This is a genomic window from Rothia sp. 110740021-2 (assembly GCF_054263775.1).
This window is the reverse complement of record NZ_JBSZFE010000001.1, coordinates 575685-602005: the sequence shown is the minus strand read 5'-3', so window position 1 is coordinate 602005 and position 26321 is coordinate 575685. Positions and strand designations below refer to the sequence as shown.

At 57.2% G+C, this 26321-nt stretch carries 29 protein-coding genes; 8 read left to right on the top strand and 21 right to left on the bottom strand.

Annotation, left to right across the window (positions count from 1 at the left end; all coding sequences use genetic code 11):
* Nucleotides 1-207 precede the first annotated feature (207 nt).
* The gene (typA, locus tag ACUXHH_RS02630; RefSeq protein WP_279741127.1) at nt 208-2121 is read right to left on the bottom strand and encodes a translational GTPase TypA; all 1914 of its coding nucleotides are present in this window, start codon (nt 2119-2121) and stop codon (nt 208-210) included.
* 210 nt (nt 2122-2331) lie between these two features.
* On the bottom strand, nt 2332-3270 hold the full coding sequence (locus ACUXHH_RS02625) for an NAD(+) diphosphatase (protein WP_314078942.1): 939 nt from the start codon (nt 3268-3270) through the stop codon (nt 2332-2334).
* A 129-nt stretch (nt 3271-3399) separates the two neighbouring features.
* On the opposite strand from ACUXHH_RS02625, the gene pgi reads away from it, so the two are divergent.
* Nucleotides 3400-5076 (top strand): glucose-6-phosphate isomerase, encoded by a 1677-nt coding sequence (pgi, locus tag ACUXHH_RS02620; protein ID WP_458390758.1) that lies wholly within the window; start codon nt 3400-3402, stop codon nt 5074-5076.
* Nucleotides 5077-5229: 153 nt separating this feature from the next.
* On the opposite strand, the gene ACUXHH_RS02615 is transcribed toward pgi, so the two are convergent.
* The 5 genes from ACUXHH_RS02615 to ACUXHH_RS02595 all read right to left on the bottom strand — a co-directional run bounded on the left by ACUXHH_RS02615 (nt 5230) and on the right by ACUXHH_RS02595 (nt 9711).
* On the bottom strand, nt 5230-5934 hold the full coding sequence (locus ACUXHH_RS02615; RefSeq protein ID WP_279755138.1) for a pyroglutamyl-peptidase I: 705 nt from the start codon (nt 5932-5934) through the stop codon (nt 5230-5232).
* A 42-nt stretch (nt 5935-5976) separates the two neighbouring features.
* A complete protein-coding gene (locus ACUXHH_RS02610) occupies nt 5977-6564 on the bottom strand; it encodes an LOG family protein (protein ID WP_314078940.1) in 588 nt (195 codons plus the stop codon).
* A 149-nt stretch (nt 6565-6713) separates the two neighbouring features.
* Nucleotides 6714-7229, bottom strand: coding sequence for an NUDIX hydrolase (locus tag ACUXHH_RS02605; protein ID WP_279755123.1), 516 nt, complete (start codon nt 7227-7229; stop codon nt 6714-6716).
* A 177-nt stretch (nt 7230-7406) separates the two neighbouring features.
* Complete coding sequence (locus ACUXHH_RS02600; protein WP_279741141.1) at nt 7407-8900, bottom strand: amino acid permease; 1494 nt, start codon at nt 8898-8900, stop codon at nt 7407-7409.
* A 313-nt stretch (nt 8901-9213) separates the two neighbouring features.
* Nucleotides 9214-9711, bottom strand: a complete 498-nt coding sequence (locus ACUXHH_RS02595) for an OsmC family protein (RefSeq protein WP_279741143.1) — start codon at nt 9709-9711, stop codon at nt 9214-9216.
* Between the two features lie 222 nt (nt 9712-9933).
* Between ACUXHH_RS02595 and ACUXHH_RS02590 the strand changes: the two genes are divergently transcribed.
* From ACUXHH_RS02590 to ACUXHH_RS02580, 3 genes are all read left to right on the top strand, one after another.
* Entirely contained in the window at nt 9934-10728 is a 795-nt protein-coding gene (locus ACUXHH_RS02590; protein WP_279741145.1) for an AzlC family ABC transporter permease, read from the top strand.
* 443 nt (nt 10729-11171) lie between these two features.
* Nucleotides 11172-11507, top strand: a complete 336-nt coding sequence (locus tag ACUXHH_RS02585; RefSeq protein WP_279741147.1) for a branched-chain amino acid transporter permease — start codon at nt 11172-11174, stop codon at nt 11505-11507.
* 6 nt (nt 11508-11513) lie between these two features.
* Complete coding sequence (locus tag ACUXHH_RS02580; protein WP_279741148.1) at nt 11514-12431, top strand: AzlC family ABC transporter permease; 918 nt, start codon at nt 11514-11516, stop codon at nt 12429-12431.
* A 248-nt stretch (nt 12432-12679) separates the two neighbouring features.
* Here the strand turns inward: ACUXHH_RS02580 and tpx are convergent, their stop codons facing one another.
* Nucleotides 12680-13180, bottom strand: a complete 501-nt coding sequence (tpx, locus tag ACUXHH_RS02575) for a thiol peroxidase (protein ID WP_070593671.1) — start codon at nt 13178-13180, stop codon at nt 12680-12682.
* A gap of 275 nt (nt 13181-13455) precedes the next feature.
* On the opposite strand from tpx, the gene ACUXHH_RS02570 reads away from it, so the two are divergent.
* The 3 genes from ACUXHH_RS02570 (at nt 13456) to ACUXHH_RS02560 (ending at nt 15550) form a co-directional block, all read left to right on the top strand.
* Nucleotides 13456-14211 (top strand): LppP/LprE family lipoprotein, encoded by a 756-nt coding sequence (locus ACUXHH_RS02570; protein ID WP_458390757.1) that lies wholly within the window; start codon nt 13456-13458, stop codon nt 14209-14211.
* A 482-nt stretch (nt 14212-14693) separates the two neighbouring features.
* Nucleotides 14694-15086, top strand: a complete 393-nt coding sequence (locus tag ACUXHH_RS02565; RefSeq protein WP_012903126.1) for a DoxX family protein — start codon at nt 14694-14696, stop codon at nt 15084-15086.
* Between the two features lie 206 nt (nt 15087-15292).
* Complete coding sequence (locus ACUXHH_RS02560) at nt 15293-15550, top strand: GlsB/YeaQ/YmgE family stress response membrane protein (protein ID WP_044150247.1); 258 nt, start codon at nt 15293-15295, stop codon at nt 15548-15550.
* Between the two features lie 120 nt (nt 15551-15670).
* Here ACUXHH_RS02560 and ACUXHH_RS02555 read toward each other — a convergent pair whose 3' ends face one another.
* A complete protein-coding gene (locus tag ACUXHH_RS02555; protein ID WP_458390756.1) occupies nt 15671-16039 on the bottom strand; it encodes a zinc ribbon domain-containing protein YjdM in 369 nt (122 codons plus the stop codon).
* Nucleotides 16040-16364: 325 nt separating this feature from the next.
* Between ACUXHH_RS02555 and ACUXHH_RS02550 the strand changes: the two genes are divergently transcribed.
* Nucleotides 16365-16598 (top strand): TOBE domain-containing protein, encoded by a 234-nt coding sequence (locus ACUXHH_RS02550; protein ID WP_458390755.1) that lies wholly within the window; start codon nt 16365-16367, stop codon nt 16596-16598.
* A 123-nt stretch (nt 16599-16721) separates the two neighbouring features.
* Here the strand turns inward: ACUXHH_RS02550 and ACUXHH_RS02545 are convergent, their stop codons facing one another.
* From ACUXHH_RS02545 to ACUXHH_RS02490, 12 genes are all read right to left on the bottom strand, one after another.
* Nucleotides 16722-17078 carry a transcriptional regulator gene (locus ACUXHH_RS02545; RefSeq protein ID WP_458390754.1) on the bottom strand — a complete coding sequence of 119 codons (357 nt, stop codon included), beginning with the start codon at nt 17076-17078 and terminating at the stop codon, nt 16722-16724.
* Nucleotides 17068-17466 carry an Asp23/Gls24 family envelope stress response protein gene (locus tag ACUXHH_RS02540; RefSeq protein ID WP_458390753.1) on the bottom strand — a complete coding sequence of 133 codons (399 nt, stop codon included), beginning with the start codon at nt 17464-17466 and terminating at the stop codon, nt 17068-17070. Before ACUXHH_RS02540 ends, ACUXHH_RS02545 begins: the two co-directional genes overlap by 11 nt.
* Nucleotides 17467-17615: 149 nt before the next feature.
* Complete coding sequence (locus tag ACUXHH_RS02535) at nt 17616-18299, bottom strand: RNA polymerase sigma factor (protein WP_458390752.1); 684 nt, start codon at nt 18297-18299, stop codon at nt 17616-17618.
* Nucleotides 18262-18741: a hypothetical protein gene (locus tag ACUXHH_RS02530; protein ID WP_458390751.1), complete on the bottom strand. Its 480-nt coding sequence runs from the start codon at nt 18739-18741 to the stop codon at nt 18262-18264. The genes ACUXHH_RS02535 and ACUXHH_RS02530 overlap by 38 nt, the downstream gene beginning before the upstream one ends.
* A gap of 187 nt (nt 18742-18928) precedes the next feature.
* Nucleotides 18929-19477: a DUF6286 domain-containing protein gene (locus ACUXHH_RS02525; RefSeq protein ID WP_279789685.1), complete on the bottom strand. Its 549-nt coding sequence runs from the start codon at nt 19475-19477 to the stop codon at nt 18929-18931.
* Nucleotides 19474-19890 (bottom strand): Asp23/Gls24 family envelope stress response protein, encoded by a 417-nt coding sequence (locus tag ACUXHH_RS02520; RefSeq protein WP_279741170.1) that lies wholly within the window; start codon nt 19888-19890, stop codon nt 19474-19476. Before ACUXHH_RS02520 ends, ACUXHH_RS02525 begins: the two co-directional genes overlap by 4 nt.
* A gap of 212 nt (nt 19891-20102) precedes the next feature.
* Entirely contained in the window at nt 20103-20582 is a 480-nt protein-coding gene (locus ACUXHH_RS02515) for an Asp23/Gls24 family envelope stress response protein (RefSeq protein ID WP_279741171.1), read from the bottom strand.
* Between the two features lie 406 nt (nt 20583-20988).
* Nucleotides 20989-22074, bottom strand: coding sequence for a redox-regulated ATPase YchF (gene ychF / locus ACUXHH_RS02510; RefSeq protein WP_279741172.1), 1086 nt, complete (start codon nt 22072-22074; stop codon nt 20989-20991).
* Between the two features lie 216 nt (nt 22075-22290).
* On the bottom strand, nt 22291-22923 hold the full coding sequence (locus tag ACUXHH_RS02505; protein ID WP_279755117.1) for a response regulator transcription factor: 633 nt from the start codon (nt 22921-22923) through the stop codon (nt 22291-22293).
* A 138-nt stretch (nt 22924-23061) separates the two neighbouring features.
* Complete coding sequence (locus ACUXHH_RS02500; protein ID WP_458390750.1) at nt 23062-24318, bottom strand: sensor histidine kinase; 1257 nt, start codon at nt 24316-24318, stop codon at nt 23062-23064.
* Nucleotides 24319-24467: 149 nt separating this feature from the next.
* Complete coding sequence (locus ACUXHH_RS02495) at nt 24468-25226, bottom strand: ABC transporter permease (RefSeq protein ID WP_458390749.1); 759 nt, start codon at nt 25224-25226, stop codon at nt 24468-24470.
* A gap of 54 nt (nt 25227-25280) precedes the next feature.
* Nucleotides 25281-26234, bottom strand: a complete 954-nt coding sequence (locus tag ACUXHH_RS02490; RefSeq protein WP_458390748.1) for an ATP-binding cassette domain-containing protein — start codon at nt 26232-26234, stop codon at nt 25281-25283.
* Nucleotides 26235-26321 lie beyond the last annotated feature (87 nt).

The window sequence follows — 26321 nt, the reverse complement described above, 5'->3', positions numbered from 1 at the left end:
AGCACCGTCTCTCCTCTCCATTCTCCCCCGCCGTTATTTCCCAAACAGATCGTGGTGATTAAACAGAACCGCCGTTACCTCCTCTTCGGAAGGTAGCGGCGGCTCTTGGGTAACGACACGATTGAGCAACGACACCCGCTACAGCAGGTGAGTCGCTAACGCACTACTAACTCTCATAGTCGCGCTGTATTAATCGCTGGCGCTGTATTAGTCGTTCGCACGGGCGCGGCGGCGGAACTCGCGGACACGCTCGTTGGAATCCAGGATGACCTTACGGATACGAATTGCCTCGGGAGTCACCTCAACGCACTCGTCTTCGCGAGCGAATTCCAGGCTCTCTTCCAGGGTCAGCTTCTTCGGCGGGGTCAGGTTTTCGAAGTTATCCGCGGTCGAAGAACGCATGTTGGTCAGCTTCTTTTCCTTGGTGATGTTAACTTCCATGTCGTCTGCACGGGAGTTCATACCAACGATCATACCCTCGTACACCTCAGAGGTGGGCTCTACGAAGAAGGTGCCGCGCTCCTGCAGGTTAATCATCGCATAGGGGGTGACCACGCCGGCACGGTCAGCAATCAGCGAACCGTTGGTACGGTACTCAATGTCGCCAGCCCAAGGCTCGTGCTCAATCGAGTAGGAGGAAGAGATGCCGGCACCGCGGGTCTCAGTCAGGAACTGGGTGCGGAAACCAATCAGACCACGTGCGGGAACAGCGAACTCCATACGAACCCAGCCGGTACCGTGGTTCGCCATGTTCTCCATGCGGCCCTTACGTGCAGCCATCAGCTGGGTGACAGCGCCCAGGTACTCCTCGGGCACGTCAATAATCATGTGCTCCATGGGCTCGTAGACCTTGCCGTCGATGGTCTTGGTCACCACCTGGGGCTTACCCACAGTCAGCTCGAATCCTTCGCGGCGCATCTGCTCCACGAGGATAGCCAGGGCGAGCTCGCCACGACCCTGAACTTCCCACGCGTCCGGACGCTGGGTGGGCAGAACCTTGATGGACACGTTACCGATTAGCTCGCGGTCCAGGCGGTCCTTCACCTGACGTGCGGTGACCTTTGCGCCCTTGACGCGGCCAGCCAGCGGGGAGGTGTTAATACCGATGGTCATGGAGATCGCGGGATCGTCCACCTTGATTAGCGGCAGGGGCTTGGGGTTTTCAGCGTCGGTGAGGGTTTCACCAATGGTGATGTCCTCGATACCAGCCACTGCGACAATCTCGCCGGGGCCAGCGGACTCTGCGGGAACGCGCTCGAGAGCCTTGGTTGCCAGCAGTTCGGAGATGCGGACGTTCTTGATTTCACCGTCGTGACGTGCCCACGCAACGGTCTGGCCCTTCTTCAGGGTGCCATTGAAGATACGGACTAGTGCCAGACGGCCCAGGAACGGGGAGGAGTCCAGGTTGGTCACGTGTGCCTGCAGAACCTCATCCGGGTTGTAGGTGGGGGCGGGTACGTGCTCGATGATGGTCTTGAACAGCGGCTCCAGGTCATCATTGTCGGGCAGCTGGCCGTCTGCGGGCTGGTTCAGGGATGCAGCGCCAGCCTTACCGGATGCGTACACCACCGGAACGTTCAGCACAGCGTCCAGGTCCAGGTCGGGAACTTCGTCCGCCAGGTCAGATGCCAGGCCGAGCAGCAGGTCCATGGACTCGCCAACGACCTCGTCAATACGGGAGTCGGGGCGGTCAACCTTGTTCACCACGAGGATCACGGGCAGCTTAGCAGCCAGTGCCTTACGCAGCACGAAGCGGGTCTGGGGCAGCGGGCCTTCGGATGCGTCCACGAGCAGCACAACGCCGTCAACCATGGACAGGCCACGCTCCACCTCGCCACCGAAGTCGGCGTGGCCGGGGGTGTCAATCACGTTAATGGTGATGGTCTCACCGTTGGCGGAAGGGCCGTTGTAGAACACGGTGGTGTTCTTCGCCAGAATGGTGATGCCCTTTTCCTTTTCGAGGTCGCCGGAGTCCATGACTCGGTCTTCAACATCTGCGTGGGCAGAGAAGGCGTGGGTCTGCTGCAGCATCGCGTCGACGATGGTGGTCTTACCGTGGTCAACGTGTGCCACGATAGCCACATTGCGAAGGTCGGGGCGCGAAGCGGTGTTTTCAGACATGCGTTAAGTTTCTCGCTTAAATCTAGGGGATAGTCTTGCCAACGGGTGCGTTCTAGACAGCACAGGAGGTCACAGGGCAGTGCCTACAGATAGGTATCTGGTGGTCGTTTGCCGGTTTGGGTATTTGCCGATGGACCCGCTCTGCGATGAGAACGTTTCCGGGCACGCCAAAACGGACCCCCTCCGTTGGGCTTAGCTACCAGTGTATCACTAGGGCTTTTCCGTGAGCCACTCATCAATCATGCGGCGAGCGACAGCGTTCGTGCCGGGCAACTCCAGTTTGGCGGGGTCGTCCTCGTCGCTGTTGCCGCGCTCCTCCGAAAGAGCAATTGCCTCACGCAGCTCAGCGGCGGTGAACCAGCGTGCGGCACGAATCTCGCCATCGTGGTGGATGATGGTTTCGTTCTCATCCACGTGCACCCGGTAGCAAATCATGAGCGAACGCGGGAAAGGCCACACATCGCTCATGCGGTACTCGGTGCTGAGGGCGTGCAAGCCGGTTTCTTCGTAGACTTCGCGGGCGATTGCCTCCTCGAGGTTTTCGCCAGGGTCAACGAAACCGGCGATGAGAGCGAAGCGGTTGGGGTGCCACTGGCGGTTATTCGCCAATAGCACGCGCTCGCCGTCACGGCTGGTCACCAGCGCCATCACGGCGGGTTCAATGCGGGGGAACACCATTTCGCCCGAGGCGGTGCGGCGGATTCCCTTGGAACCGAGGGGCGCCTCCTCACCGCTGTAGGCGGAGTAGCGCATGTCGATGAGGTAGTCGCGGCGTGCCAGGGCGGTGGCGTAGTGGGCACGACCTTCCGGGTCCTCGTGGACCGGGTAGTAGCGGAAACCGCTGATGGAGGCGCGCACCCGAGGGTTGTTCAGCTCGGTGGCAACCTGCGCGAGGGTTTTGTCCTCGCAGTAAATCACGTGCACCTCTGCCGTGCCATTCTTCTTCACGTCATCGCTGTAAGCGGCGGGACGGATTATGCTGTGCGCCAGGATAGCTTCCTCAGGCAGCAGTTCGGCAGAATCACTACCGGTCAGATAGTGCACGGTTCCCTCATCGTTGAGGAGGGTTTCCCCTTCGCGAGAAATGAGCAGGTAGCGCAATGCGCTCTCAGAAATAGTCTCATGCGTGTGTTCAGGTGAAGAAGTCATGGGGTTTACTCTACATCTTGATACTGTAAGGCACACAATGGCGTGCCAGGTTTCGATTTTTTCGCAGTATCGTCCTCTCTCACCCTCGAAAGAGGTGACATAGGCACCCGAAAATAAGAGAATGGAACCATGACTACTTCTATTGACCCTACGACCACCTCCGCGTGGTCTGCCCTGTCCGCTCATCACAAGTCCCTCACTCCGAACCTGCGCGAATGGTTTGCCGCTGACCCGGAACGCGCGCAGAAGCTCAGCTTCACCGCCGACGAACTGCACGTCGACCTTTCCAAGAACCTGATTACCTCCGAAACCCTTGAACTGCTGGTCAAGCTCGCTGAAGAGGTCAAGCTGGAGCAGACTCGCGAGGCAATGTTCTCCGGCAAGCACATTAACGTCACCGAGGACCGCGCAGTACTGCACACCGCTCTGCGCCGCCCCGAGGGTTACACCCCGGCACTGACCGTTGACGGCCAGGACGTAGACGCAGACGTACACGCCGTACTGAAGAAGATTTACGCATTCGCTGAGCGCGTGCGCAACGGCCAGTGGACCGGCATCACCGGCAAGCGTATCGAGACCGTTGTGAACATCGGTATCGGTGGCTCCGACCTGGGCCCGGTCATGGTGTACGAGGCTCTCAAGCCCTACGCTGATGCAGGCATCACCGCACGCTTCATCTCCAATATTGACCCGACCGATGTGGCTGAGAAGGTCTCCGACCTAGATCCCGAGACCACCCTGTTCATCGTCGCATCTAAGACCTTCGGCACCCTCGAAACCCTAACCAACGCGCGCGTGGCACGCGAATGGCTGCTGTCCGCACTGGCTGAGGCTGACGCGCTGGAAGGTAAGGAAGCTTCCGAGGCTGTGGCTAAGCACTTCGTGGCTGTCTCCACCGCACTGGATAAGGTTGCAGCATTCGGCATTGACCCCGAGAACGCTTTCGGCTTCTGGGACTGGGTTGGCGGCCGCTACTCCGTAGACTCCGCTATCGGCACCTCCCTGGCTATCGTTTTCGGCCCGAAGGTTTTCGCTGACTTCCTCGCGGGCTTCCACGCAATAGATGAGCACTTCCGCACCGCTCCCCTGGCTCAGAACGTGCCCGTTCTGATGGGTCTACTGAACATCTGGAATGTGAACTTCCTCGGCGCAGAGACCCACGCGGTTCTGCCCTACGACCAGTACCTGCACCGCTTCCCCGCCTACCTGCAGCAGCTGACCATGGAGTCCAACGGTAAGTCCGTTCGAGCGGACGGCTCCTTTGTCAACTACGCAACCGGTGAAGTGTTCTGGGGCGAGCCCGGCACCAACGGCCAGCACGCTTTCTACCAGCTGATCCACCAGGGTACCCGCCTGATTCCCGCAGACTTCCTTGCCTTCGCTAACCCGGTCCACCCGACCAAGGACGGCGAGCAGGACGTTCACGAACTGTTCCTGGCTAACTTCTTCGCACAGTCTCAGGCTCTCGCATTCGGTAAGACCGAGGAAGAGGTTCGTGCAGAGGGCACCGCAGAGCACGTGGTCAACGCACGTATCTTCAGCGGTAACCGCCCCTCCACTTCCATTATGGCGCCGCGCCTGACCCCGCGCGTTCTGGGTTCCCTGATTGCCCTGTACGAGCACATCACCTTCGTTCAGGGTGTTGTTTGGGGCATTGATTCCTTCGACCAGTGGGGTGTTGAGCTGGGTAAGAAGCTGGCGCTGGATTTGGTTCCCGCTGTTGAAGGTGACCGTGAGGTTCTGGCTCGTCAGGATTCTTCGACCGCTTCTCTGATTGACTACTACCTGAAGAACCGCACCAAGTAGTAGTGTGAGCCTGCATGTGCCGGTGTTATAGCCCGGCTGTGTTGGCCCAGCGCAAATTAGCTCAGCACAAATGCACAAACCGCCGGATAGGATCCCAGTGAGGGAGGCTATCCGGCAGTTTTGTTGTACGGGTTCTAGCTCAATACCGTGCTGTTAGTCCACTGCGGGCAGGGTGTCGGAGGCGACCTCGGCAATAATGCGCACTACGGTGGATTCGGGTAGCTGCGGGATGCCCTGCTCGTCACGGACTACGCCACCGGCGTCACGGTGAGCGGTCATACCGATGCCTTCGGTACTCTCTTCGCCGTCGGCGCACGTTGCGGGCACGTGCACGAATCCGGCGGGAATGCTCAAACCCAGTTCACGGCTAATGCGCTGCCCCTCGTAGAACACGTGGTTACACACGTATGTTCCGGCTGTGTACGAAATCTCGACCGGCTCTCCCGCCGCACGCAGGCGCTCAAAACTGGCGCGCACCGGCAGGGAGGAGAAGTACGCCTCCTGACCTCCCGGGGCGATTGGCTCATCGCAACGTTGGTCGCCGTCGTTATCTTCAATACCGGCAGAATCCAGGTTGATAGCGACCTGTTCGAGGCTGAGCACGTCGCGGCCAACCGCCACGCCCAGGCTGATGAGCGCATCGGGCTGTACCTCCTGCAGGGCGGTACGCAGGGCGGTGCTGGAGCCGTCGTAGCTGACGGGCAGCTCGCGGATGATGACGTTCAAATCCGGGCGCATCTGAGTCAGCAGACGCTGAGCGCCTTCGGCGAGCACTACGGTGGGGTTCACGGGCACACCGGGGAACGGGCCGAAGAAAGTCAGCAGCAGGGTACGTGCCTGGCTGGGGGTGGTTACCATAGTCAATCTCGTTTTCTGCGTTGGTTTTATGCAGTGTTGGTTTTATTCAGCGGCGTTCTTGTTGGTGGCGCGGCGCTCCAGGTCCTTGGCGAGCGCCTCCAGTAGCTCTTCGGGGGTGGTGGCGATGATGAGCTCATCCAGGTAGCGTTCGTTGAGCAGGCCGGTGGACGCCATGTAGTGCATGGCGTCGATGAGCTTATTCCAGTAGCCGTTGACGTTCAGCAGGGCCACCGGCTTGGAGTGAATGTCAAGGAACTGCCAGCTAAAAACTTCAAAGAACTCTTCGAGGGTGCCGGGGCCGCCGGGCATGGCAACGAATGCGTCGGCTTTCTCAATCATGGCGATTTTGCGCTGGTGCATGGTGTCCACAATTTCGAGGGTGGTCTGGCCGGGGTACACGCCCTCCAATCCGACCAGTTTGTGGGTGACCACGCCGTAGACCACGCCGCCGGCATCCAGGGTTGCGCCCGCAATGGTGCCCATGAGGCCTGTGCGGCCGCCACCGTACACCACGCCAATATTGTTCTGGGCGCAGAGAGTGCCGAGCTCCTGGGCGCGGGTGGTGAAGAGCGGGTCGTTGCCGGAGCGTGCACCGCAGTAGACGGCAAGGTTGTAGTCAGTCTTCTTCATGGTTCTCCTTGAGGTGTATAAGGGTTTCCGGGGTGGAGCGCCTCTATGCGTTCTACCCGCGATAGATGTTGCCGTGTTGAGAGTACCGGATGCACCTGTGTACCTCATGTGTGCCACCCGCCAGTTCAGAGGCACGTTGGGCTCAACGGTTAAGGTAGCGGGGTACGCGCCAGTAGCGGGAAAATCTGCTCGGTATTCAGCGGTGCCTGCGCATCAGAATCGGAGGGGCTGCTCATGGCAGGGTTGACCCAGCGCAGCTCGGCGATTTCAGCCTGCGGCACCAGCGTAGCCAGCTGTTCGTGCTGCTCGTCGGTGGGTGAGTATTCGTAGGTTTCGGCGCGTACCGTAAAGCCGACCTCATTCAATGCCGCCGCCTTCAGAATGCCCAGGTAGTGCATCCGGATGGGGTCGGGGGTGAGTCCGATTTCTTCGCTTACTTCACGGCAGGCGGTCTGTAGCGGGGTCTCCCCCGGTTCAGGTTTGCCGCCGGGCATCATAAACCCGTCACTACCCTGCTTGCGCACGGTCAGAACAAGCCCGTCCTTAGTGCGGATGGCTACAGCGCACACGTTCACAATACGATGTGCATTATCGATAGCGCCATGTGTAGCGGCGGGCTGCCCGGTGTGTGACGCGCCGGCAGGGGTATAGGGGTTGTTCTGCATGCTTTCCACCCTAGCATCTGGACGCTTCAAATTCTTGACTCAGCCCACGGATAAAGACGTTCATCTCCTCGATGGGGAACTCTCTGCATCAGCAGAGCCGCCGGCTCCCCTCTTATGGGGGGAACCGGCGGCTCTTCACGTATCAGCTATTGCAGCCAATAGTTCTGCATGTTCGCATTACTTCGAAACCTTAACATCAATGCCGCTCACGTCAATCTGCTCCAGCGGAATGATGCGGTCACGAGTGACCACGCGGTGCACCAGCCAGACCGCAATAATCACGGGCAGACCAATGTAGGAGCTGAGCACGCCAGCCCAGTCACCGCTCAAGAACGCCTCATAGTTCTGGCCACCAATAACGACCAGGCACATGAGGAAGGCTATAATCGGGCCCACGGGGAAGAACGGCGCCACATAGGGCAGATCCTTCAAACTGTTGCCCTGCTTCAGGTATGCGCGGCGGAAACGGTAGTGAGCCACGGCGATACCCACCCAGGTAATGAAGCCAGCCAGACCGGACACGTTCACCAGCCACAGGTACGCACCATCCGGCGAGAGAAGTGCGGCGATAAAGCCGACCGCACCGATTGCGGCGGTGGCCAGTAGCGCATTCATGGGCACGCCACCGGAGTTGATGTGGGTGAACATCTTCGGTGCCTTACCCTCCTGGGCGAGCGCGAAGAGCATACGTGCCGAAACGTATAGGCCCGAGTTACCTGCAGAGAGCACTGCGGAGAGGATCACGGCATTCATGATGGCTGCCGCAAAAGCAATACCCGCACGTTCGAAAATGAGGGTGAACGGGGAGATGTTGATGTTGCCGTCCGCTGCAGTGAGCAGGTTCGGGTCGGTGTAAGGAATTAGGAAGCCAATGACGACCATCGCACCGATATAGAAGAGCATGATGCGCCAGAACACGCTGGTCAGTGCGCGGGGCACGTCGCGGCGGGGGTTCTCAGATTCGCCGGCTGCCACACCAATCATTTCGGTGCCTTGGAAGGAGAAACCAGCCACCATGAAGATGGCGAGTACGGCGGGTGCGCCGCCGACGAAGGGTGCCTCACCAACAGTCCAGTTGGAGACGCCCGGGGAGCTACCGCCCAGGATGCCGAAGATCATGGCGATACCTGCGATGAGGAAGACGACCACGGTGACGACCTTGATGGTGGCGAGCCAGAATTCACTCTCACCGTAGGAGCGTGCCGAGAGGGCGTTGATGCCGGTCAGCAGCACGAGGAATCCTGCCGCCCATACCCAGGATGGGACGTTCGGGAACCAGTACCTCATCACCTCGCCGACGGCTACGAGTTCGGCAGCGACGGTAATCGCCCAGTTGAACCAGTAGTTCCAGCCCATGGCGAAGCCGAAGGACGGAGACACGTAGCGTGCCGCGTAAGTCTGGAATGCGCCGGGGACGGGCAGGTGAGCAGCCATCTCGCCGAGGGACTGCATGAGGAAGAGCACCATGATGCCGATGAGGGCGTAGGCGAGGATTGCGCCGCCGGGGCCTGCGGTAGAGATGGTCTTACCGGAGGCAACGAAGAGGCCGGTGCCGATTGCGCCGCCGATTGCGATCATCTGCATGTGGCGGGCGGAGAGGCCTCGCTTCAGTTCACCCTCTGCGGAGGTGGCTTCCGATGCAACGCCGGAAGTCTCTGTAGGCTGTGCCATGTCAGGTCTTCTTTCTGAGGCTCTTGCTTCGTGCGTTTGCTAGCGGTCTAGTCTGGTGTCCAGTCTAGTCTTGCTGCGGGTGGTGTCGCCGAAGGTTTAGTCTGCTGTCAAGAAATTCTTCAATCATTAGGGTTTCTTACGTATCATAAGTTTTTCTAATCTGAGGGTCAATCCTACTCGCTTTTCAGGTTCTTTTCCACCCCAAAACCACAAAAACACAGAAAAACCCTCCCGCACCATCTCATCACAAGCGGTACAGGAGGGTTCAAAACCTGTTTACTAGGTTCCCCTGGCTTATCTACTTCGCCAGGCTTTAGTCAGCCAGGTTGTGGAACGAAACGTTCGTGGGGTGTTCCACGGTACGAGAAACGGTGCAGTCCTTCTGCTCGCTGAGCTGAATCAGACGGTTCACCATCTTCTGCGCCTTAGCACCCTGCTCATCCTCAGGGAAGCGCACGTCAAAGTCCACCTCAACGTCGTCGAGGCGCACCGCGCCATCTTCGGTCTGCTTCAGTGCTGAGGCGAGCACTTCGAACACCTCGAGGGTGGAGCGGCGGGAGGTGCCCGCGTCCACATCCACGGAGGAGCATCCGGCAATAGCGGCGAGTAGTAGCTCGACGGGGGTTAGCAGGCCCTCACCCACACCGAAGTCGAGTGTTGCGCCGTTGGCACCGTAGGCACGGTAGCGCAGGCGGTCGATGCGCTCAATCTTGGTCTGGCGGTAGTTGTCGAGTTTTCGGCGTTCCTGCTGGCGTTCATAGACTTTCTTCTGTTCTTCTGCAGTCTGCCCGGTGTTGTTCTGCTCAGCCATTGAGATTCCTTTCGGGTTGCTTGTGCGGTCGCCAGGTTATTCAGCGCCGCGCTGTTTAGTGTCATTCACTATAAGCGTGTTTCTCGTATTTTATTCCCGGTCTCTTTTTCTCGACGGCCATCTAAGCGCTCCTATACACTGGAAAACCGCGGTGGGGCTTCGAAGCCGCTCGCGCACACAGCAAATTTTTTGAAAAGCACAACGCACACAAGGAACTCTTTGATGGCACAGACCCCCGGCACTGAGCGTACGAGTACACATAATAATATCCGTCTGGCTATGGCGGATTCTTCCGTGGTGATGCTCGGTATCGCGGTGCTGGGTTTGGGTTTGGGTGTTATTTTGAGTGCGCACCATATGCCTTTTTGGGCGGCACCACTGATTTCTTCACTGGTGTTTGCCGGCTCGGTGGAGTTTTTGATGGTGGGCATGATTTCTGGTGGTGCCTCTATCACGTCGATTGCGTTGACAGTATTCCTCGTGAATGCCCGCCATCTAGTGTACGGTCTTTCCTATCCTCTACACAGGATCAAGGGTTTCTGGGCTAAGCTTTTCGCCATTCACACTCTCTGTGATGAGGCGTTTGCTCTCAACTCCGGCCCTGACCGCAATGACCGTTCCGGTGCACGCATCCTGTGGGTAAACACTCTGATTTACGTCTCATGGATTCTGAGCGTAATCCTCGGGTATGTGCTCGGTGCAAGCTTCTTGAGCGTTTTAAAGGGCGTTGATTTTGTGATGGTAGCACTCTTCACGGTGCTTGCCATGGACGGTTACCGTGCTAACCCGGATCGTGTGGCAGCATTATTTATGGCAATTTCTGCCACGGTAGCCCTAGTTTTTGCGCCGTCCTCTTTCCTGGTGATGGCGTTGGGTTCGTATGTGGTGCTACTGTTGGTGCGCTTCCCGGTAGCGAAGCGCCGCGGCACCCTGCCGCATCGTACTGTTTATGCAGAAACAACTGAGAGTAGCGACACCACCACTACCGCTGATGCGCCCGCTTCCACACAACAGTAAGAACATTACATATGTGTTCAAAACCCGCTAGGATAGATGAAGAGCACCGCTCTCCCCTCTTTCTATTTCTAGGATTCAAAAGACGCCTTCACATGCGAACCTGCACGGAGGCCCCCAGAAGTTGAGGTACCCATGACTCAGATGAAAGACACCGCTAAGGAAACTAGCGACGCAGAACGCTGTGCCGCCCCGGAGTAACACCGCACCGGGAGCGGCACCACCCGAGGTCATACAGAGATGTAGTCTCTGCCCGGAAGGAATACCCCTCCACCTCACTATTCGCGGCTTTCATCAACTCACGTACCTACCGCACTACTGAGCGCCTTCTCTATGAGTAGGCTCTCCCTGCCCTTTTTTCACGGCTTCACCCACACGCTTCGTTCAGGGTTCTTTCACTCTTTCATGGGTCTTTGGGGGAGGTAGTGCAGAAAGAGATAAACCTTATGAACAGTGAAGTAACCACCGGATATATTCTTGCTGCGGTGTTCATTGCTGCTGGAATTACTTTTCTGTTGCGCCTGCTCCCCTTCGGTCTGAAAAAGGCTCTGGCTGGCTCCGAACTACTGGATGCGCTCAGCCACTGGATTCCGCTCGGCGCGGTCGCACTACTTGCCATCTATGCGGTGGCGAAGATTAATTACTCCTCGTTCGCTACGGCAGCGCCGTACCTTGCGGGCCTGGTGGTGACCGTGGGGGTGCACCTGTGGCGTAAGAATATGGTGCTGAGCATGGTGGCGGGTACCGTCACCTGCGTTGTGTTGGCTAACTGGGTTTTCTAGGGGGTCATGATGAACATCTCTAAGAATTCTGCTTCTTCTCAGCCCTCACCTCAGCAGGCAACCCAGCAACAGGTTGAGCAGGTTATTGCCTCCGCTCTTCCGCTAACCGGTATGCTTCCCGTGGTGGAGGCGCCTACCTCCCCCGATGCGCAAGGCTCTCAGCAGCCGCGAGAGAGTGGCTTCACAGAGGCGGTGCGCATCGCCGGTGTGATTATGCTGGGTTTGTTCTTTGTCGGTATTGGTTTGGGTGTGCTTGTCCACAGCTACCATCTACCGTTCTGGGTGGCGCCTCTGCTACCTACCGTTGTTTTTGCTGGCTCGGTAGAGTTCGTGCTGATTGATATGGTGTCGAATCATGCCTCACTGTTCTCTATCGCCGTGATGACTCTGCTCATTAATTCACGTCACCTCATGTATGGTCTCTCGTATCCGATTGAGCGGGTGCGTGGTGGGTTGGCGAAGTTCTACACCGTGTACACGCTCATCGATGAGGCGTACGCGCTGAACACCGGCCCGGACCGCCATAAGCTGCGTGGTTCCCGTATCCTATGGATTCATGCGGGCCTACATCTGAGTGTTCTGGCGAGCGCAACGCTCGGCTATATGCTGGGTGCAAGCTTCTTGAGTGAGCTCAAGGGCGTGGATTTTGTGATGACGGCGCTCTTTGCGGTGCTCGCCATCGATGCTTACCAGGCGTCAAAGGATCATTTGATTGGTGTGATGGCTGCTGCGTCTGCGGCGGTTGGTTTGCTGGTGGCACCACAGTCGATGCTACTGATTTCGATGGTGGTGTACATTCTGTTGCTGGTGTCGCGTTTTGTTGTGGCTAAGCACCGCAGCACCCTGCCGGAGCATATGCTGGTCGCCGATGAGGAACCTGCCGAAGCCGGCGTTCCCGGTCATCCCGGCGCCCCCACACACTAAGTCTGGGTCGCGCACTAAGTCTGGATATAGTAAAGCGCCCCGCCGACCCGGTACTTCGGGTGGGCGGGGCGCTACGCTGTCGCCAGCCGCATGTGTGGATGAACCCCATCGTGATGCGCTGTAGACGTTCAGTATCTGCTGTGCTGTTACCGCCGAGCTGGTTCCTCGGGCGGAAGTACTGTGCGGGAGTCAACGCTTATTGCTTTGGCTCCCGCCGGATATTGGTTCGATAGCGACCAAATCTACGATTACTTGATAGCTGCCAGGGCTGCTTCGTAGTTGGGTTCGTTAGTGGTCTCGGGAACCAACTCGGTGTAGACAACCTCACCGTCGGGGTTCACAACAACCACGGAGCGTGCCAGCAGGCCAGCCAGGGGGCCGTCCACGAGCTTCACGCCGAAGTCCTCACCGAAGGAGGAGCGGAAAGCAGAGGAGGTGACGACATTCTCAATGCCCTCGGCTGCGCAGAAGCGGCCGATTGCGAAGGGCAAGTCGTTGGAGACGCACAGCACGACGGTGTTCTCCAGGCCTGCAGCCTGCTTGTTGAATGTGCGGACACTGGTTGCGCACACACCGGTGTCGACGGAGGGGAAGATGTTCAGCACCAGGTTCTTACCTGCGAAGTCTGCGGAGGAAATCTCGGAGAGATCAGCCGCGAGAACCGAGAATTCGGGCAGCTTTGCGCCGACTGCGGGAAGGTCACCGTTGGTGTGGATTACGAGTTCATTATGTAGAGTTACTTCAGCCATACCTTCATTGTCCCTTGGATGCGGCGGGTGTGCAAGGGGACACAGGTACTAGTGGGCGGAGTTTCCGCATAGCTGATTTCCTGCTACGTTACTTCACTTCTTCTGGCCCTGCTGTAGCGGCTGTCTAACGGTAATCCCGGTCTGTGACTCTACGGTAACGAACGGCACTGACCGCACGCACCGCGCGCCCGCCTCTTTTTCCCTATACTGGACGAGTTCACTATTCGCTTCATGACCAGTACTGATGTGCGCTGATGCGCATCTGAGGAGTATTCATGTCTTCTACACGCCGCCGCTTTACCGGTCGTACCTCTTTAGCTCTACCTGCGCTGGGCGCCGCTCTAGCTCTTGTTGTCACTTCTTGCTCGGCAAGCACTGATTCTGCTGTTTCTGGTACCGTGGTGTCTTCTTCTGGTAGCGCTTCTGCTTCAGCGAGCGCTACTTCTACGCAGGAGTTGTTCCCCACCCCGTCGGCGAGCCCGAGTGCATCCGTGAGTGCTTCGTCACCTGCTCCGGCGCCGTCGGTGGTGACGATTACAGTTCATGCTGAGCCGACCGCCTCCGAGTCGAAGAACGCTGATCCGGAGTCTGACCTGAAGAAGGACTCCACCTGTGCCTCTGATTCTGCATCGACCGTGGTGTCTAAGGCGCTGCGCAATTTGAAGAATAAGAGCAGGTGGGATCAGTGGACGAACGTTTCCAGCACTTATGAGGGCTATGACCCCTGTGCTGAGCTGTCGTGGATTGACGCGATTCCGGGTTCTTCCCCGTCTGATTGCTGTATCTCTTCGATGGCGCACCACATTCTGCTGTTCCACCGCGGCAAGTTCATTGGTACCGCAACCTATGAGCCGTACTCGTTCTCCCCGGTGATTACCCGCACCTCGGACAGCTCGATTAGCGTGACCTACCGCTATGTGAAGGGCGATGAGAGCTCCGCCAGCGCAAGCGGCCGCACGACCGCTGAGTTCAGCTGGAGCTCATCGCAGAACAAGGTTGTGATGACCGGTGAGGTTCCGCCGAGCTACTAGGCCGAGCTACTGGACAATCCGTCTCATAGTCTCGCAACCCAGAATCTACGCGTTTAAAACTCAGGAAGTTGGGCATACAAGAAACCCGCCGTCTCGCATATGGTGCATATGTGAGACGGCGGGTTTTTCGTTGCTTAAGGATATGTAGAGCGCCCGAGGGCTAGCTGTTTAGGCAACGAACTTCTTGTAACCGAAGTATGCGGCGCCTGCCAGGATAGCGATGCACAGAATCTTCTTCACGGTATAACTCCTTTGATTGTTCCGGTAGGCACCCGGTGTTTTGCTCCCCTGGCGACTCACCCAAAGGTGAGGGCAGGCGGGGCGTCATCCGCACGTGATGCCATCGCTTCCTATCTTACCTGCCTTTGAACAATGTTTTTCTGTGTGACGTGCTGAGTCCGCATTCTAGACAATCAAACACGCAGTGGTTCAACATGCCCTTGAACCAAGGAATACGCCTCTGACAGGCGCATAATGGGAGCATGAGTATTTTTAAGAAGAAAGAGTATAGCGCTGAGCGCTCGGCTACTCGCATGGCTCGCGCCCTCGCTGTGATGGGTGCTCTGCACTTCATCATCCCGGATCCCTTCGACTCGATTGTGCCGAAGTACCTGCCGGGTCCTCCCCACGCATACACTCACGGCTCGGGTGTAGCTGAGCTGGGCACCGCTGCCCTGCTGGCTAATGACAAGACCCGCCGTGCCGGTGGCCTGCTTGCGGCTCTGCTGTTTGTTGCAGTATTCCCCGCAAACATTCAGATGGCGCTGGATGCGCGTAACCAGTCCACTCAGCGTAAGGCTATTGCGTACGGTCGCCTACCCCTGCAGCTGCCGATGATTTGTAGCGCACTGAAGATTTGGCGTAAGTCGAAGTAGCCAATACATTCACCATTCGATACATTCGACACTCATCTCATTGAAGAGAAAAGCACCTTAGTGTTTTAGAGATAAAACATTAAGGTGCTTTTAGCTTAATAAAAGCTCTCATAAGTTCTTCTTGCATCATATTTACGTATAATTGATAATTGAAATCAACATACTATCTGCCACAGTGGCAGATATATTGACCCAAGGAGATGACAATGGGTACTTTTATTGGCACTATTATTACCGGCGCAATCATTGGTGCACTTGCACGCTTCTTTATGCGAGGCCGTCAGAATATTTCAATTCTTTGGACCATTATCTGCGGTGCTGTCGGCGCGGCTATCGGTACCTGGGCAGCAACCCAGCTGGGTGTTGCAGACACTAGCGGCATTGACTGGATCCGCTGGATTATCTCAATTATTGCTGCAATGCTAACTATTTCCCTGTACATGGGCTTGACCGGTAAAAAGTAAAGAGATATTTGTCAATTTCTTTTAAAACCTAAGCAATTTTTATAAAGCAAAAGGCGGCACCTCCCCTAGCGCGAGCTAGTGCGGTAGGTGCCGCCTTTTCTGCATCTAATGCGAAGCGCTTTATGCCTTCTTCACCACGGAGGACTTCAGGTACATCTGGCCTGCGCCAGGGACCTTCGCCTCAATGTCGTGGCCGTTCACGGGGGATTCGAGCAGGCGGATGCCACGCACCTTGGTGCCCGCCTTGATGTCTGCGCCGCCCTTAACCTTCAGGCCCTTGACGATGGTGACGGAGTCGCCGTCGACGAGCTCGTTACCGACGGAGTCCATAATCTTGGAGTCTGCTGCTTCTTCAGTTTCGCCGGCTGCAGTGCGTTCCCATTCGTGGCCGCACATGGGGCATGCCCAGAGTGCGCCCATTTCGTAGGTGTAGTTTTCGTTGCATTCGGGGCAGGCGGGTGCTTCGATTTCGTTGAGGTTTTCGCTCATGGTTCCTTCTTCGATCTGTGCGGATGTGCCGCTCTCCTGTTACCGCGGTGCTACTTGCGGTGGTGCTTCGGCGTGTGGGCGCGCGTCAGCCAGGCAAGGGGTGCGACGGTGGGGGGTACGAGGATTCTCGCGTTCGTGCTGACTATACCATTTGGCGGGTGTGAACCGCATGTGCGGGGCTGGTTTTTGTTGGTCTTTAGGGGCGGATTCGGGGCATGGGTAAATCCGAAAATAAGACTTGCATAGTTGGTGCGTAATATTTTGGTTGGAAGATAATTCTCAATGGCTACGGCGTGTAGAGTGCTTAGATTATTTTGTACGTTTATTGAGTGAAAGACGCGGCTTCATAAAGCTTTCTACAGGTAACCAGTTCGCTGGCAAGGTTGTTGAGATTACTGAGGGTGCAACTAACGGCATCGTTAAGATCGAGATCGCTCCCGAGGTTGTTATCTCTGCGTCCATCACCAACGAGTCCATCAAGGAGCTGGGCCTGAAGGTTGGCGAGACCGCTTACGCAGTGATTAAGGCGTCCAACGTGATGGTTGGTGCTGACCACTAATCCCGGTCAATAAGACTTACACCCGGTAGCTGCTTTTTGTGGCGCGCGAGGGTTAATAGGGCGGAGCCCCGCACTACGAGCTGTAGTGCGGGGCTCCGTTGTTTTCTGAGGTTGACCCCCCCCCTACAGGAGGGACTGGACCCTCACCCTAACCTGCGGGGTATTGTCGTTATCGCTACCGGTTGAGTCTAAGGTTTTAGAGTTTGTATGTTCTTCGTCGTATTGTTGCGATTGAGACAGCGAATGAATGACAGTCTCTTGGATATCTCGTACGATATCTTTGACCGGCCTGGATCCATCAATACTGACCTCAATAGTAGCTTGACGCGAGCCTGATTCAATGATTACGCCAAATCGGGCCTGCGGCATGCGGCTACCGATTACTTTCAGGGTGCTACCCAATCCAGGTTCGATTCCTCGTACTCCGGGAATGGCAGTGACAAGCCGGAGTAGCTCGGCAGCAGAGAAGTTAGTCGTCATGATGAATATCCTCGATATGTACGTTGACCGTCGGGGAGATTCCCAGGTTCTCATAGCAGGCTTCGCGGACGGCATCACGCACTTGCTGGGCCAGCTGCGGTAAGCTTTTAATGGGAGCATACGCCGAGATTCGGCAAGATACACCCTCCGGAACCCCCAGACCGCGATGTTCTTCGCTTGAAGGTGCGTGCTCGAAAGAAGAACGCAAGGAACGTGCACCGGGTACTGAGTCTACAATGCGGCGAATAAGGGCCCTCAACGAAAACTCAGACATGCTGTAGGGACCCAAATCTGTATCGGGCATTTCCACCTGAGTACCGTGTCGAGTCTCAGCGATAATAGCGTCCATTATGGAACGGGGCCGCGGCATAACCGAGGTACTTCCCATAGCCTCTAGCCGGTCCCATTCCTTGTGGAGGGAGGCGATGAGACTCAGATATTCATGGGTGTCCAGATTGTCCTGCTCATGCGAGCGTGAGAGTGATTTTGCCGACGCTGCTGAGTGTCGGACCTTATTTGAGAGGTTGTTGGATTTACTCAAGCCCACTCCTTCATCAGGCGTATGATGAGAGAACGGGCTCGTGCCAGCCTCCCACGGACGGTCGAAACTGTCAGGTTTAGTGTCTTGGCAATCTCTTCATATGACATTTCATCGATTTCTCGAAGAATCCACACTACACGCAGTTCAGGCTCCACGGACGCCAAAAGATTGGCAAGGGCCTGAATCTGCGCATTAACTTCACTGGAATCAGCCGGGTCAGCGGTACTGCTCGACGTCATCTCAGCCGCACCGCTCACGCCTTCGAGCCCTTCTGCGTCATAAGGATCAGTGGCTCGACGCTGACGCTTACGCACCATACTAGTAGCTTTATTAGTGCAAATCTGCATAATCCAGCCACGAAAAGCTGCCGGTTCCCGAACTAGATGAAGGCTACCCCAAGCTTGGACAAGGGTGTCTTGAACAATATCCTCACTGTCCTGACGGTTCCGAACAATCATATATGCAGAGCGAAAGAGACGCCCTTGATAACGCTTAACAAGCTTCTCAAAGGCGTCAATATCTCCGTCCTGAGCACGCAGAACGAGGTATCGATCCTCGTCCTGCGTTGAATCAGACAAAGCACTCAGCTGCGCAGTGGGGTACTGATGGGGCTGAGGTTCCAGCGTCACCTCGCTCTGAGGGTTACGCGCCAATGCTCTCTCCCGTGATTTCGGGTGCATGATGGCCAGTTACAGACTCGGAGACATTACGCTGCTTCGAAGAACGCTCCAGCCGTACTAGAACGTCAATCTGCTTGGGGGTCGCGCCGAAAGATACTGCCACATCATTGTTAAGTCGGTTCTTCAGTTCAGCAATAGCCCACTCAACCTCACACTCCTGAGAGACAGTAGCCTCTGCCTGAACCCACAGGCTCTTCGGGGAACCAGTAACCCAGACAGCGCACTTTTCCACACCAGGGACTTCTCGAGCACGCTCAGACAGAGCCTGCGCCAGAACCTCAGGTGCCAAAGTAGCCATCAGCACACCCTCAGAACCGCTAAACTTCAAAGGAGAAGTAGTAGCTTTACGGGGAACCTGTGCAACCAGCATGAACAAGCCAGCAATGATAATAAGTACTGATACCAGTGCTACTACAGGCAGGAACCAGGGTGTGTGCACCATGGGTCCGATAAAGCTAGCTATCGGGTCCTGTGCAGAGGCCAGGTAAGGTGCAATTTCAGGCCAAGTCTGACGAGCATTGAAACCCGAAGCTAAAAGCCAAAAGGACGCTACTACAAGGAGAAGCCCAAAGATGGCCAGGACAGTTCTATTCAAAACACCAGAAACTGAACGCATATTCCTATCTCCTTTAGCTAATATGCTTAATCCGCACGCGAGTACGTACAATACCCACGGGTGCAAGCATCTTTAGCACTTCGTTGGTCTTCTTCCGCGCAGCTTCACGCACGGGGCCGAGGTCGTCCAAGACGCTATAGACAATAACGTCTACGCGGGAGCCGTTAGCAGTAACGATAGCGGAGTGGACGCCGTCAAGCTGCTCAATCTGGGTCTGAATGAGGTTAGCCAAGTCTCGGCGTTTTGCGACAGTCTGACCGGGAATATCGTCGGGGAAAATTTCCAGGCGATCCGGAAGTCCAGGCCACACAGCGCCAATGATCATAGCCAGACCGCACCCCGCCAAGATGATGGCGAAGATAATAGCCGTGATGGAGCCAAGAGTGGTAGAACCAATAGCGGTGAGGGTACCCACCATAGACTCAGGCCAGGCACCGTTCACCATTCGGTGAACCGCAAGCCAAACCACCAGTCCTCCCAAGGCGAGCAATACCAGAGCCAACAGGATGTTAGGGATGCTTCGCGAGGGACGACGAATTAGTTTCGGAACAGGTGTACTCATTTAAGGCTCTTCCTAACGTGGCTACTCGGATTGAGCCAGGATATCTCAATGTTAATCTTGCCCACACTAAGCCCCGTGAGGTACTCAACGCGATTACGCACGTGTGTGCGTAGATGTTCGATGATGGGGGACAAAGGTGCGGGGAAGACCAGTCCGATGTCCAGGTGCAGGACTGCTACCTGGCCGTAGAGTTCACATTGGGCTTCAGGGCGCGAGTCGAAGTTGTGGCGGGTACCAATTCCCAGTACACCTCCAGCATTTGAGCCAACATTGGCGCTTTCGTTTGCAGCCTCAGCTGCAATCTTTGCAACGAGTCGCGCGGGGATGGTGGTGGTGCCGCGGTGCTCCCAGGAAGAACGTTCTTCCTGGGAAGCACTTAGCTGCGTGTTTATACGCTGGTTCGCGGTCACCATCGTCACTTCTTTCGCCCGTCCAGGAGGCTTCGGACATCGACCCGGCCCTCCATGCAGAGGCCTACGGCCCATCCGGCAAAGCCACACAGGGCTACCAGAACAAACGTTCCGAAAGAACCGAAGGCAAGAACGGCTCCAAGGAACAGGCCCACTAGGAGGGCCAGGTGCGTTGTCTTCATAAGAACTCCTTAGATTAAGGCGTTGGATGCGGGTTACTTGAGGTCGGTGTCCTCAGACTTGTCAGAGTCATCCTCGGGCAGGTGAACGTCGGTAACGTTGATGTTGACCTCAACAATCTCAAGACCGGTGGTGCCCTCAAGCTGCTCGATAACGTTGCGACGAATTGCGTCGGAAACCTCAACGATGGAGACACCATACTCGACGACTACGGTAACCTCGATAGCTGCCTGGGTCTCACCCTTCTGGACGCTAATGCCGCCAGCGACGTTGGTCTGAGCGTTGGGGATACGGTCGGTCACAGCGCTAAACGCACGGCGAACAGCATTGCCCATGTCGTAGACGCCGGGGATTTCACGAGCTGCCATGCCAGCAATCTTTGCGACGACGCTCTCATCAATGGTGGTAATACCGTGCTCGGTCTGGAGAGGACCGCGGGGTTCCTTGGTCTCTTCAGCCTTGTTCTCGTCGTGCTCGCGCTGCTTTGCAGTCTGGGGGATAGCGTTGTTGCTCATTTGGAGCCTCTTTCGTAAAAATCCGAGATGGTTAATAACGGTTATGCACGATGCAGTAAGCAATATAGTCAAGGTGCCCTCGGTGGCATCCACAATCAGCTTTCTCTGTTGACTGATCTGACTGGTTTTGCTGCCCGTCATATTTGCCGTGCTAATAGTTAGACGCTACCAGATGTGGTTTCGTCATAACTTTATTTTATGCAATGAATCACACAGCTCAAAAAAGGTCATATTTTGCGTGCAATAATCTGTCACAAATATTTCGGAAGACAGCTTTCTATCTTGTCATCCTATAGAGTCAAACAAGAAGATATCCCAACCAGATTCTTCAGAAGAAGCCAACAAACATAAAAGCGGAGCCCAGCACTGTGCACAGTGCTGGGCTCCGCTTTTATGTTTTTACGGCTTAGACGTTGAAACGGAACTCGACCACGTCGCCGTCCTGCATGACGTAGTCCTTGCCCTCCATACGGACCTTACCGCGAGCCTTCGCCTCCACCATGGAGCCAGCCTCATCCAGGTCAGTGAAAGACACAACCTCAGCCTTAATGAAGCCACGCTCAAAGTCAGAGTGAATCACGCCAGCAGCCTGCGGCGCAGTATCACCCTTATAAATAGTCCAGGCGCGGGCCTCCTTCGGGCCAGCAGTCAGATAAGTTTGCAGACCCAGGGTCGAGAAGCCCACACGAGCCAGCTGGTCCAGGCCGGACTCATCCTGACCGTTCATCTCCAGCATCTCGCGAGCCTCCTCCTCAGACAGCTCCACCAGATCAGCCTCCAGCTTCGCATCCAAGAACACAGCCTCAGCCGGTGCCACCATGTCACGCAGCTCCTGCTGCTTCTCCTCAGAGGCCAGAATGCCCTCATCAGCGTTGAAAACGTAAATGAACGGCTTAGCAGTCAGCAGGTTCAGCTCCTTCAAGTGAGCCAGCTCCAGCTTCGCGTCCTTCACACGAGAAATGATGGTGTCACCATCCTCCAGGATCTTCTGCGCGGCTTTGTAGGTCTCCAGCTGAGCGGCGTCACCCTTCTTAATCTTCACAGCCTTCTCCAGACGCGGAATAGCGTTCTCCAGAGTCTGCAGGTCAGCCAGAATCAGCTCAGTGTTAATGGTCTCCATATCGGAGGCGGGATCAACCTTGCCGTCCACGTGAATGACGTCCGGGTCATCAAACGCACGCACCACCTGGGCGATAGCGTGCGCCTCACGAATATTCGCGAGGAACTTGTTACCCAGGCCCTCACCCTCAGAAGCGCCCTTCACAATACCCGCAATATCAACAAACGAAACAGTCGCAGGCAGAATACGCTCCGAACCAAAAATCTCAGCCAGGCGGTTCAGACGCACATCCGGCAGGTTCACCACGCCCACGTTCGGGTCAATGGTCGCGAACGGGTAGTTAGCCGCCAGCACAGTGTTGCCGGTCAGAGCGTTGAACAGGGTGGACTTGCCCACATTAGGCAGGCCAACGATGCCGATAGTTAGAGCCACAAGTTTTCCTTCGAATCATGTACCCCGCCATACACTCAGGATGCGCCGCGTAAGTGATGCGGCGGGTGTGGGAGGGCACAGGGCGAAAATGGTGCCCGCTTCCAAGCGCGGCACCGCAAGTCTCAGGAAGAAACGGGTGCGGGGCGCCTGCGGACATAAACACTACCATTCTACCGTGTTCACGCAGGAGCCGCCCTGGTTGATGAGATCAGGGGGCTAGAGCCAGCCGTTCTCCGTGGCTATACGCACCGCATCCTGACGCGTCGACGCACCCGTCTTCGCCATTGCCGCCGACAAATAATTACGCACCGTACCAGCCGACAAAAACAACGCCGCTGCAATCTGCTGAGCCGTACCGCCCGATGCCGCCTCACGCAGCACCTGCGCCTCACGCTCCGTCAACGGAGAAGCACCCGTCACCAAAGAATCCGCCGCCAACGACGGATCCACCACACGCAACCCCGCATGCACACGACGAATCGCCTCCGCCAACTGGCGAGCACCCGTATCCTTCACTACAAAACCACTCGCACCAGCCTCCAGCGCGCGGCGCACATAGCCAGGGCGGCCAAAAGTCGTCACAATCAGAGTGCGCACCGGCTCACCCGACTCGCTCAAAGCACCCGCATTACGCAGCGCCGCAGCCGCCTCAATACCATCAGTCAGCAAAGTGCCGGGCATCTGCACGTCCAACAGCACCACGTCCGGCTGCAACAGTGCGACAGCACCCAGCACCTCGTCGCCACTACCGACCTGACCCACAATCTGCAGATCAACCTCCAGACCCAGTAGGGCGGCAAGAGCCTCACGGATGAGCTGCTGATCGTCAGCGAGCAGAACACGAATCATGGAAGCCTCCCAGGGCTGAAGACGGGCAGAACATACCGGGCGGAACAACCGTGATAGGTTGTCTACCACCACCATACAGGGGTGGGTAGCTTACCCGTCTAGGGCGCGGCACTAAGTTCCACAATCTGCAGCATCTACCTACAGCAGTGAGGTATCGCCATCCATGCTCACACGGATGCGGGTGCCCACCCCACCAGCAGGGTTCTCCTCCAGCCACTGCTCGGGTGCCGTCTCAATCACCACGCTACCGCCGGAGGCCGCCACACGCTGACCCATACCCGTCAGACCGTTACCACGGGCATCACCCACACCCACGCCGTTATCGATGATGTCCAGACCGGTTGCGCTCAGACGCACCCGAGCCGCGTTCGCGCCCGAGTGGCGCACCATGTTCGTCACCGCCTCACGCAGAACCCAGGAGAACAGCTTCGCGTTCACACCAGCCACCGCGAGCGCACTCTGAGCCTCCGGCAGTTCGGCGCGAATACCGGCAGTCTGTAGGGCACGACCCGCACCCTCAATCTCGCCCGAGAAATCAGGCACACGCAGACGCGTCACGGTTGAACGAACCTCCGCCAGGGATGCGCGGGACAGCTGCACGATAGCCTCCATCTCCGCACCGGCGCGGGCGGGGTCAATCTCCAGCAGGCGCTGTGCCAGCTCCGCTTTGAGGGTGATGACGGTCAGGGAGTGGCCCAGCACGTCGTGCACGTCACGGGCAATCTCTTCACGTTCCTCAGAGAGCGCCAGGGAGGCACGCGCTACGTCCGCACGTTCACCGAGCTCAATCAAGTAGGAGAAGCCCAGCAACCCCGCCATCGGCGCACCAATAAAGAGGGAACTACCGCCATGCGCGGTGACATCAAAACCGGTACCCGCCACAAAAATTAACCAGCAGGCCACGGCAATCGTCGCCGCTACGCCCAAGCGCAGGCGGTACGGGGCGATTGTGCCAAAAATCCAGAACGCCACAAAGTACATACTGAACGCCAGGAACACCATATATGCCGATTCCACCCGCAGTACCGTCAGACCAGCCACGGGCAGTGCCATCAGCATCGTCCAGATGACGTTTCGGCGCATTGTGGAGGCGACCGGAACCAGCCACGGCACCGCGTACGCTGAGCAGTTCACCACCGCGAACAGCGCCACCAGCGCCACACCGATCCAGCGTATATGCGCCAGCTCCGGGGCGGTGAGGAAGCTATCTAGCGGCATGAGCAGAAACACCAGCCACGGGGCGCTGAAGCCCAGCGCCAGCCAGTTCACGCTGCCGCGGCGTTCGCGGTGGAGGAAACGGAAGCGGTTCTTGCCCAGGGGGTGCTGCGCGGCGGAGGGGGCCGCCTCGTTCTCTGCATGAGGGTATTCGTTCGGGTGGGTGTGGGTTTCGGTCATGGGTCTAGCCTAACGTGCGGGTGCCTCGGGTGCAGATACCACCGGCGCGGCTGTGTTAGTAGATGTGGTGTGAGTGGGTATGGCTTCCGCCGCAGCCTCGGGAGCCCCTGATACTACGGAACTCTTGAGACTGCAGCGGAAAGAAGCATTTAGCGGCGGGTTGCGCGGCGCATCAGCAGGGCAGAAACACCCAGGAAGATCGCCGCCCACACGACCAGGCTCACCACGGCGTACCAGAGAGGCTCGGTGACGAACCAGTCCTCACCACCCAGAATAATGGTCTGACCTGCGGCGAAGGGGTAGCGGGCAATCTCAGCGGCACCGTACAGCGGAGTGAAGCGGGCGTAGTTCAGCAGGTCGGTGCTTAGTGGGGAGAACACGGTACCGAAAAAGCTCATAACCACCAGCAGACCGTTCGCAATAGACACGGCGTTCTCGTTACGAATCAGCAGACCCATCATGATGCCGTAGAAAGCGAATACCAGACCACACATCACCGTCAGGGCACCAGCCGCAAGCTGCTGGTTCAGCGGCATCTCCACACCGGTAAACATGCCCACAATATTCACCGCAATCACCGGCACCGCAGAAATCACCAGCGCGGTCAATGTCTTCGCACCCAGGTACTTGCCGGTGGTCAGCGGGGTCAATGCCAGCTGGCGGTTCCAGCCGCTCGACAGCTCGGTGACGGTGCTGCCGCTAATTGCTACGGTGTTCTGCACGGCACCGTATAGCGCCATGCCAATCATGACGTATGCAGCTACGTTGCCCTCGCCCATCGGCTGGGAGGCATACTCCTGCATCGCGCCAAAGAGCAGGAAGAAGACGATAGGCAGTGCCACGCCGAAGAAGAAACGGTCCATAGAGAAGAGAGAAGCGCGGATGTCGTAGAGTGCGTAGCGGAGCATGATATTTTCCTTGAAAGTATGTAACGGCGGTGTGATGTTGAGGCGGTGTGGTGTTTAGGCTTCGGATGCCTTGGAGGCGGCGGCCTGCTCAGTCAGCAGGGTGAAGGAATCGTCCAGGGAGGGCTTGGTGACCTCCAGGTCGGTGATGCTGTAGTTGTTCAGCAGAGTGCGCAGTACCTGTTCAATTTCCAGCACGGAGATGCGGTGGCGGTACCCGCCGGACTCTTCGGTAACCTCAACCGGCACGTCCAGGTCGGTGATGGGTGCGGCTGCGAGGAAGCTGAGGTGGCGGTGGCCGGTCAGTGCACGGATCTCGTCGGAGGAGCCGTCAGCGATGATAGAGCCGGATTCCATAAGCACAATGCGCTGGGCGAAATTCTGCGCTTCTTCCAGGTAGTGCGTCGCAAAAAGAATGGTCGTTCCACGCTCGGCGATGGCTTCCATACGCTCCCAGAAGGTACGGCGCGCATTCACGTCCATGCCGGAGGTCGGCTCGTCCAGGATTAGCAGTTCCGGCGAGTGCATAGTCGCCAAGGCGTAACGCAGACGCTGCTGCTGACCGCCCGAGCACTTGCCGACCTTGCGCTTAGCAATCTCGGTCAGGTCGGCGCCGGCGAGTACCTCATCCACATCAATGGGCTTGGGGTACAGGGCGGCAATCATCTCGACCGTGGCGCGAATCGTCAAGTCCTTGAGCAGGCCACCGGTCTGCTGAACCGCACCGAGTAGACCGGCGCGTGCCACCTCGGAGGCGTTGCGGCCGAAGACGCTCAACTCACCGCCGCTGGGCTGGGTCAAACCAAGAATCATGTCAATGAGGGTGGTCTTGCCTGCGCCGTTGGGGCCGAGCAATGCGATGATTTCGCCGCGCTTGATGGTCAGGTCAATCGAGTCGACAGCGACCACGGTGTCTGCCGCACGGGTGGAGAAAACCTGGCGGAGGGAGCGGGCGGAAATAACGGTTTCTGCGATATTTTGCGTGCTGTTCTGAAGTACTGCGGTGTTCATGTTTCTATTACACCGCCGGTTTTCACACCGGTGCGGTACAGAGTGTCATGACCTGCCCATGACAAATGTCATGAGTTGAGGATATGC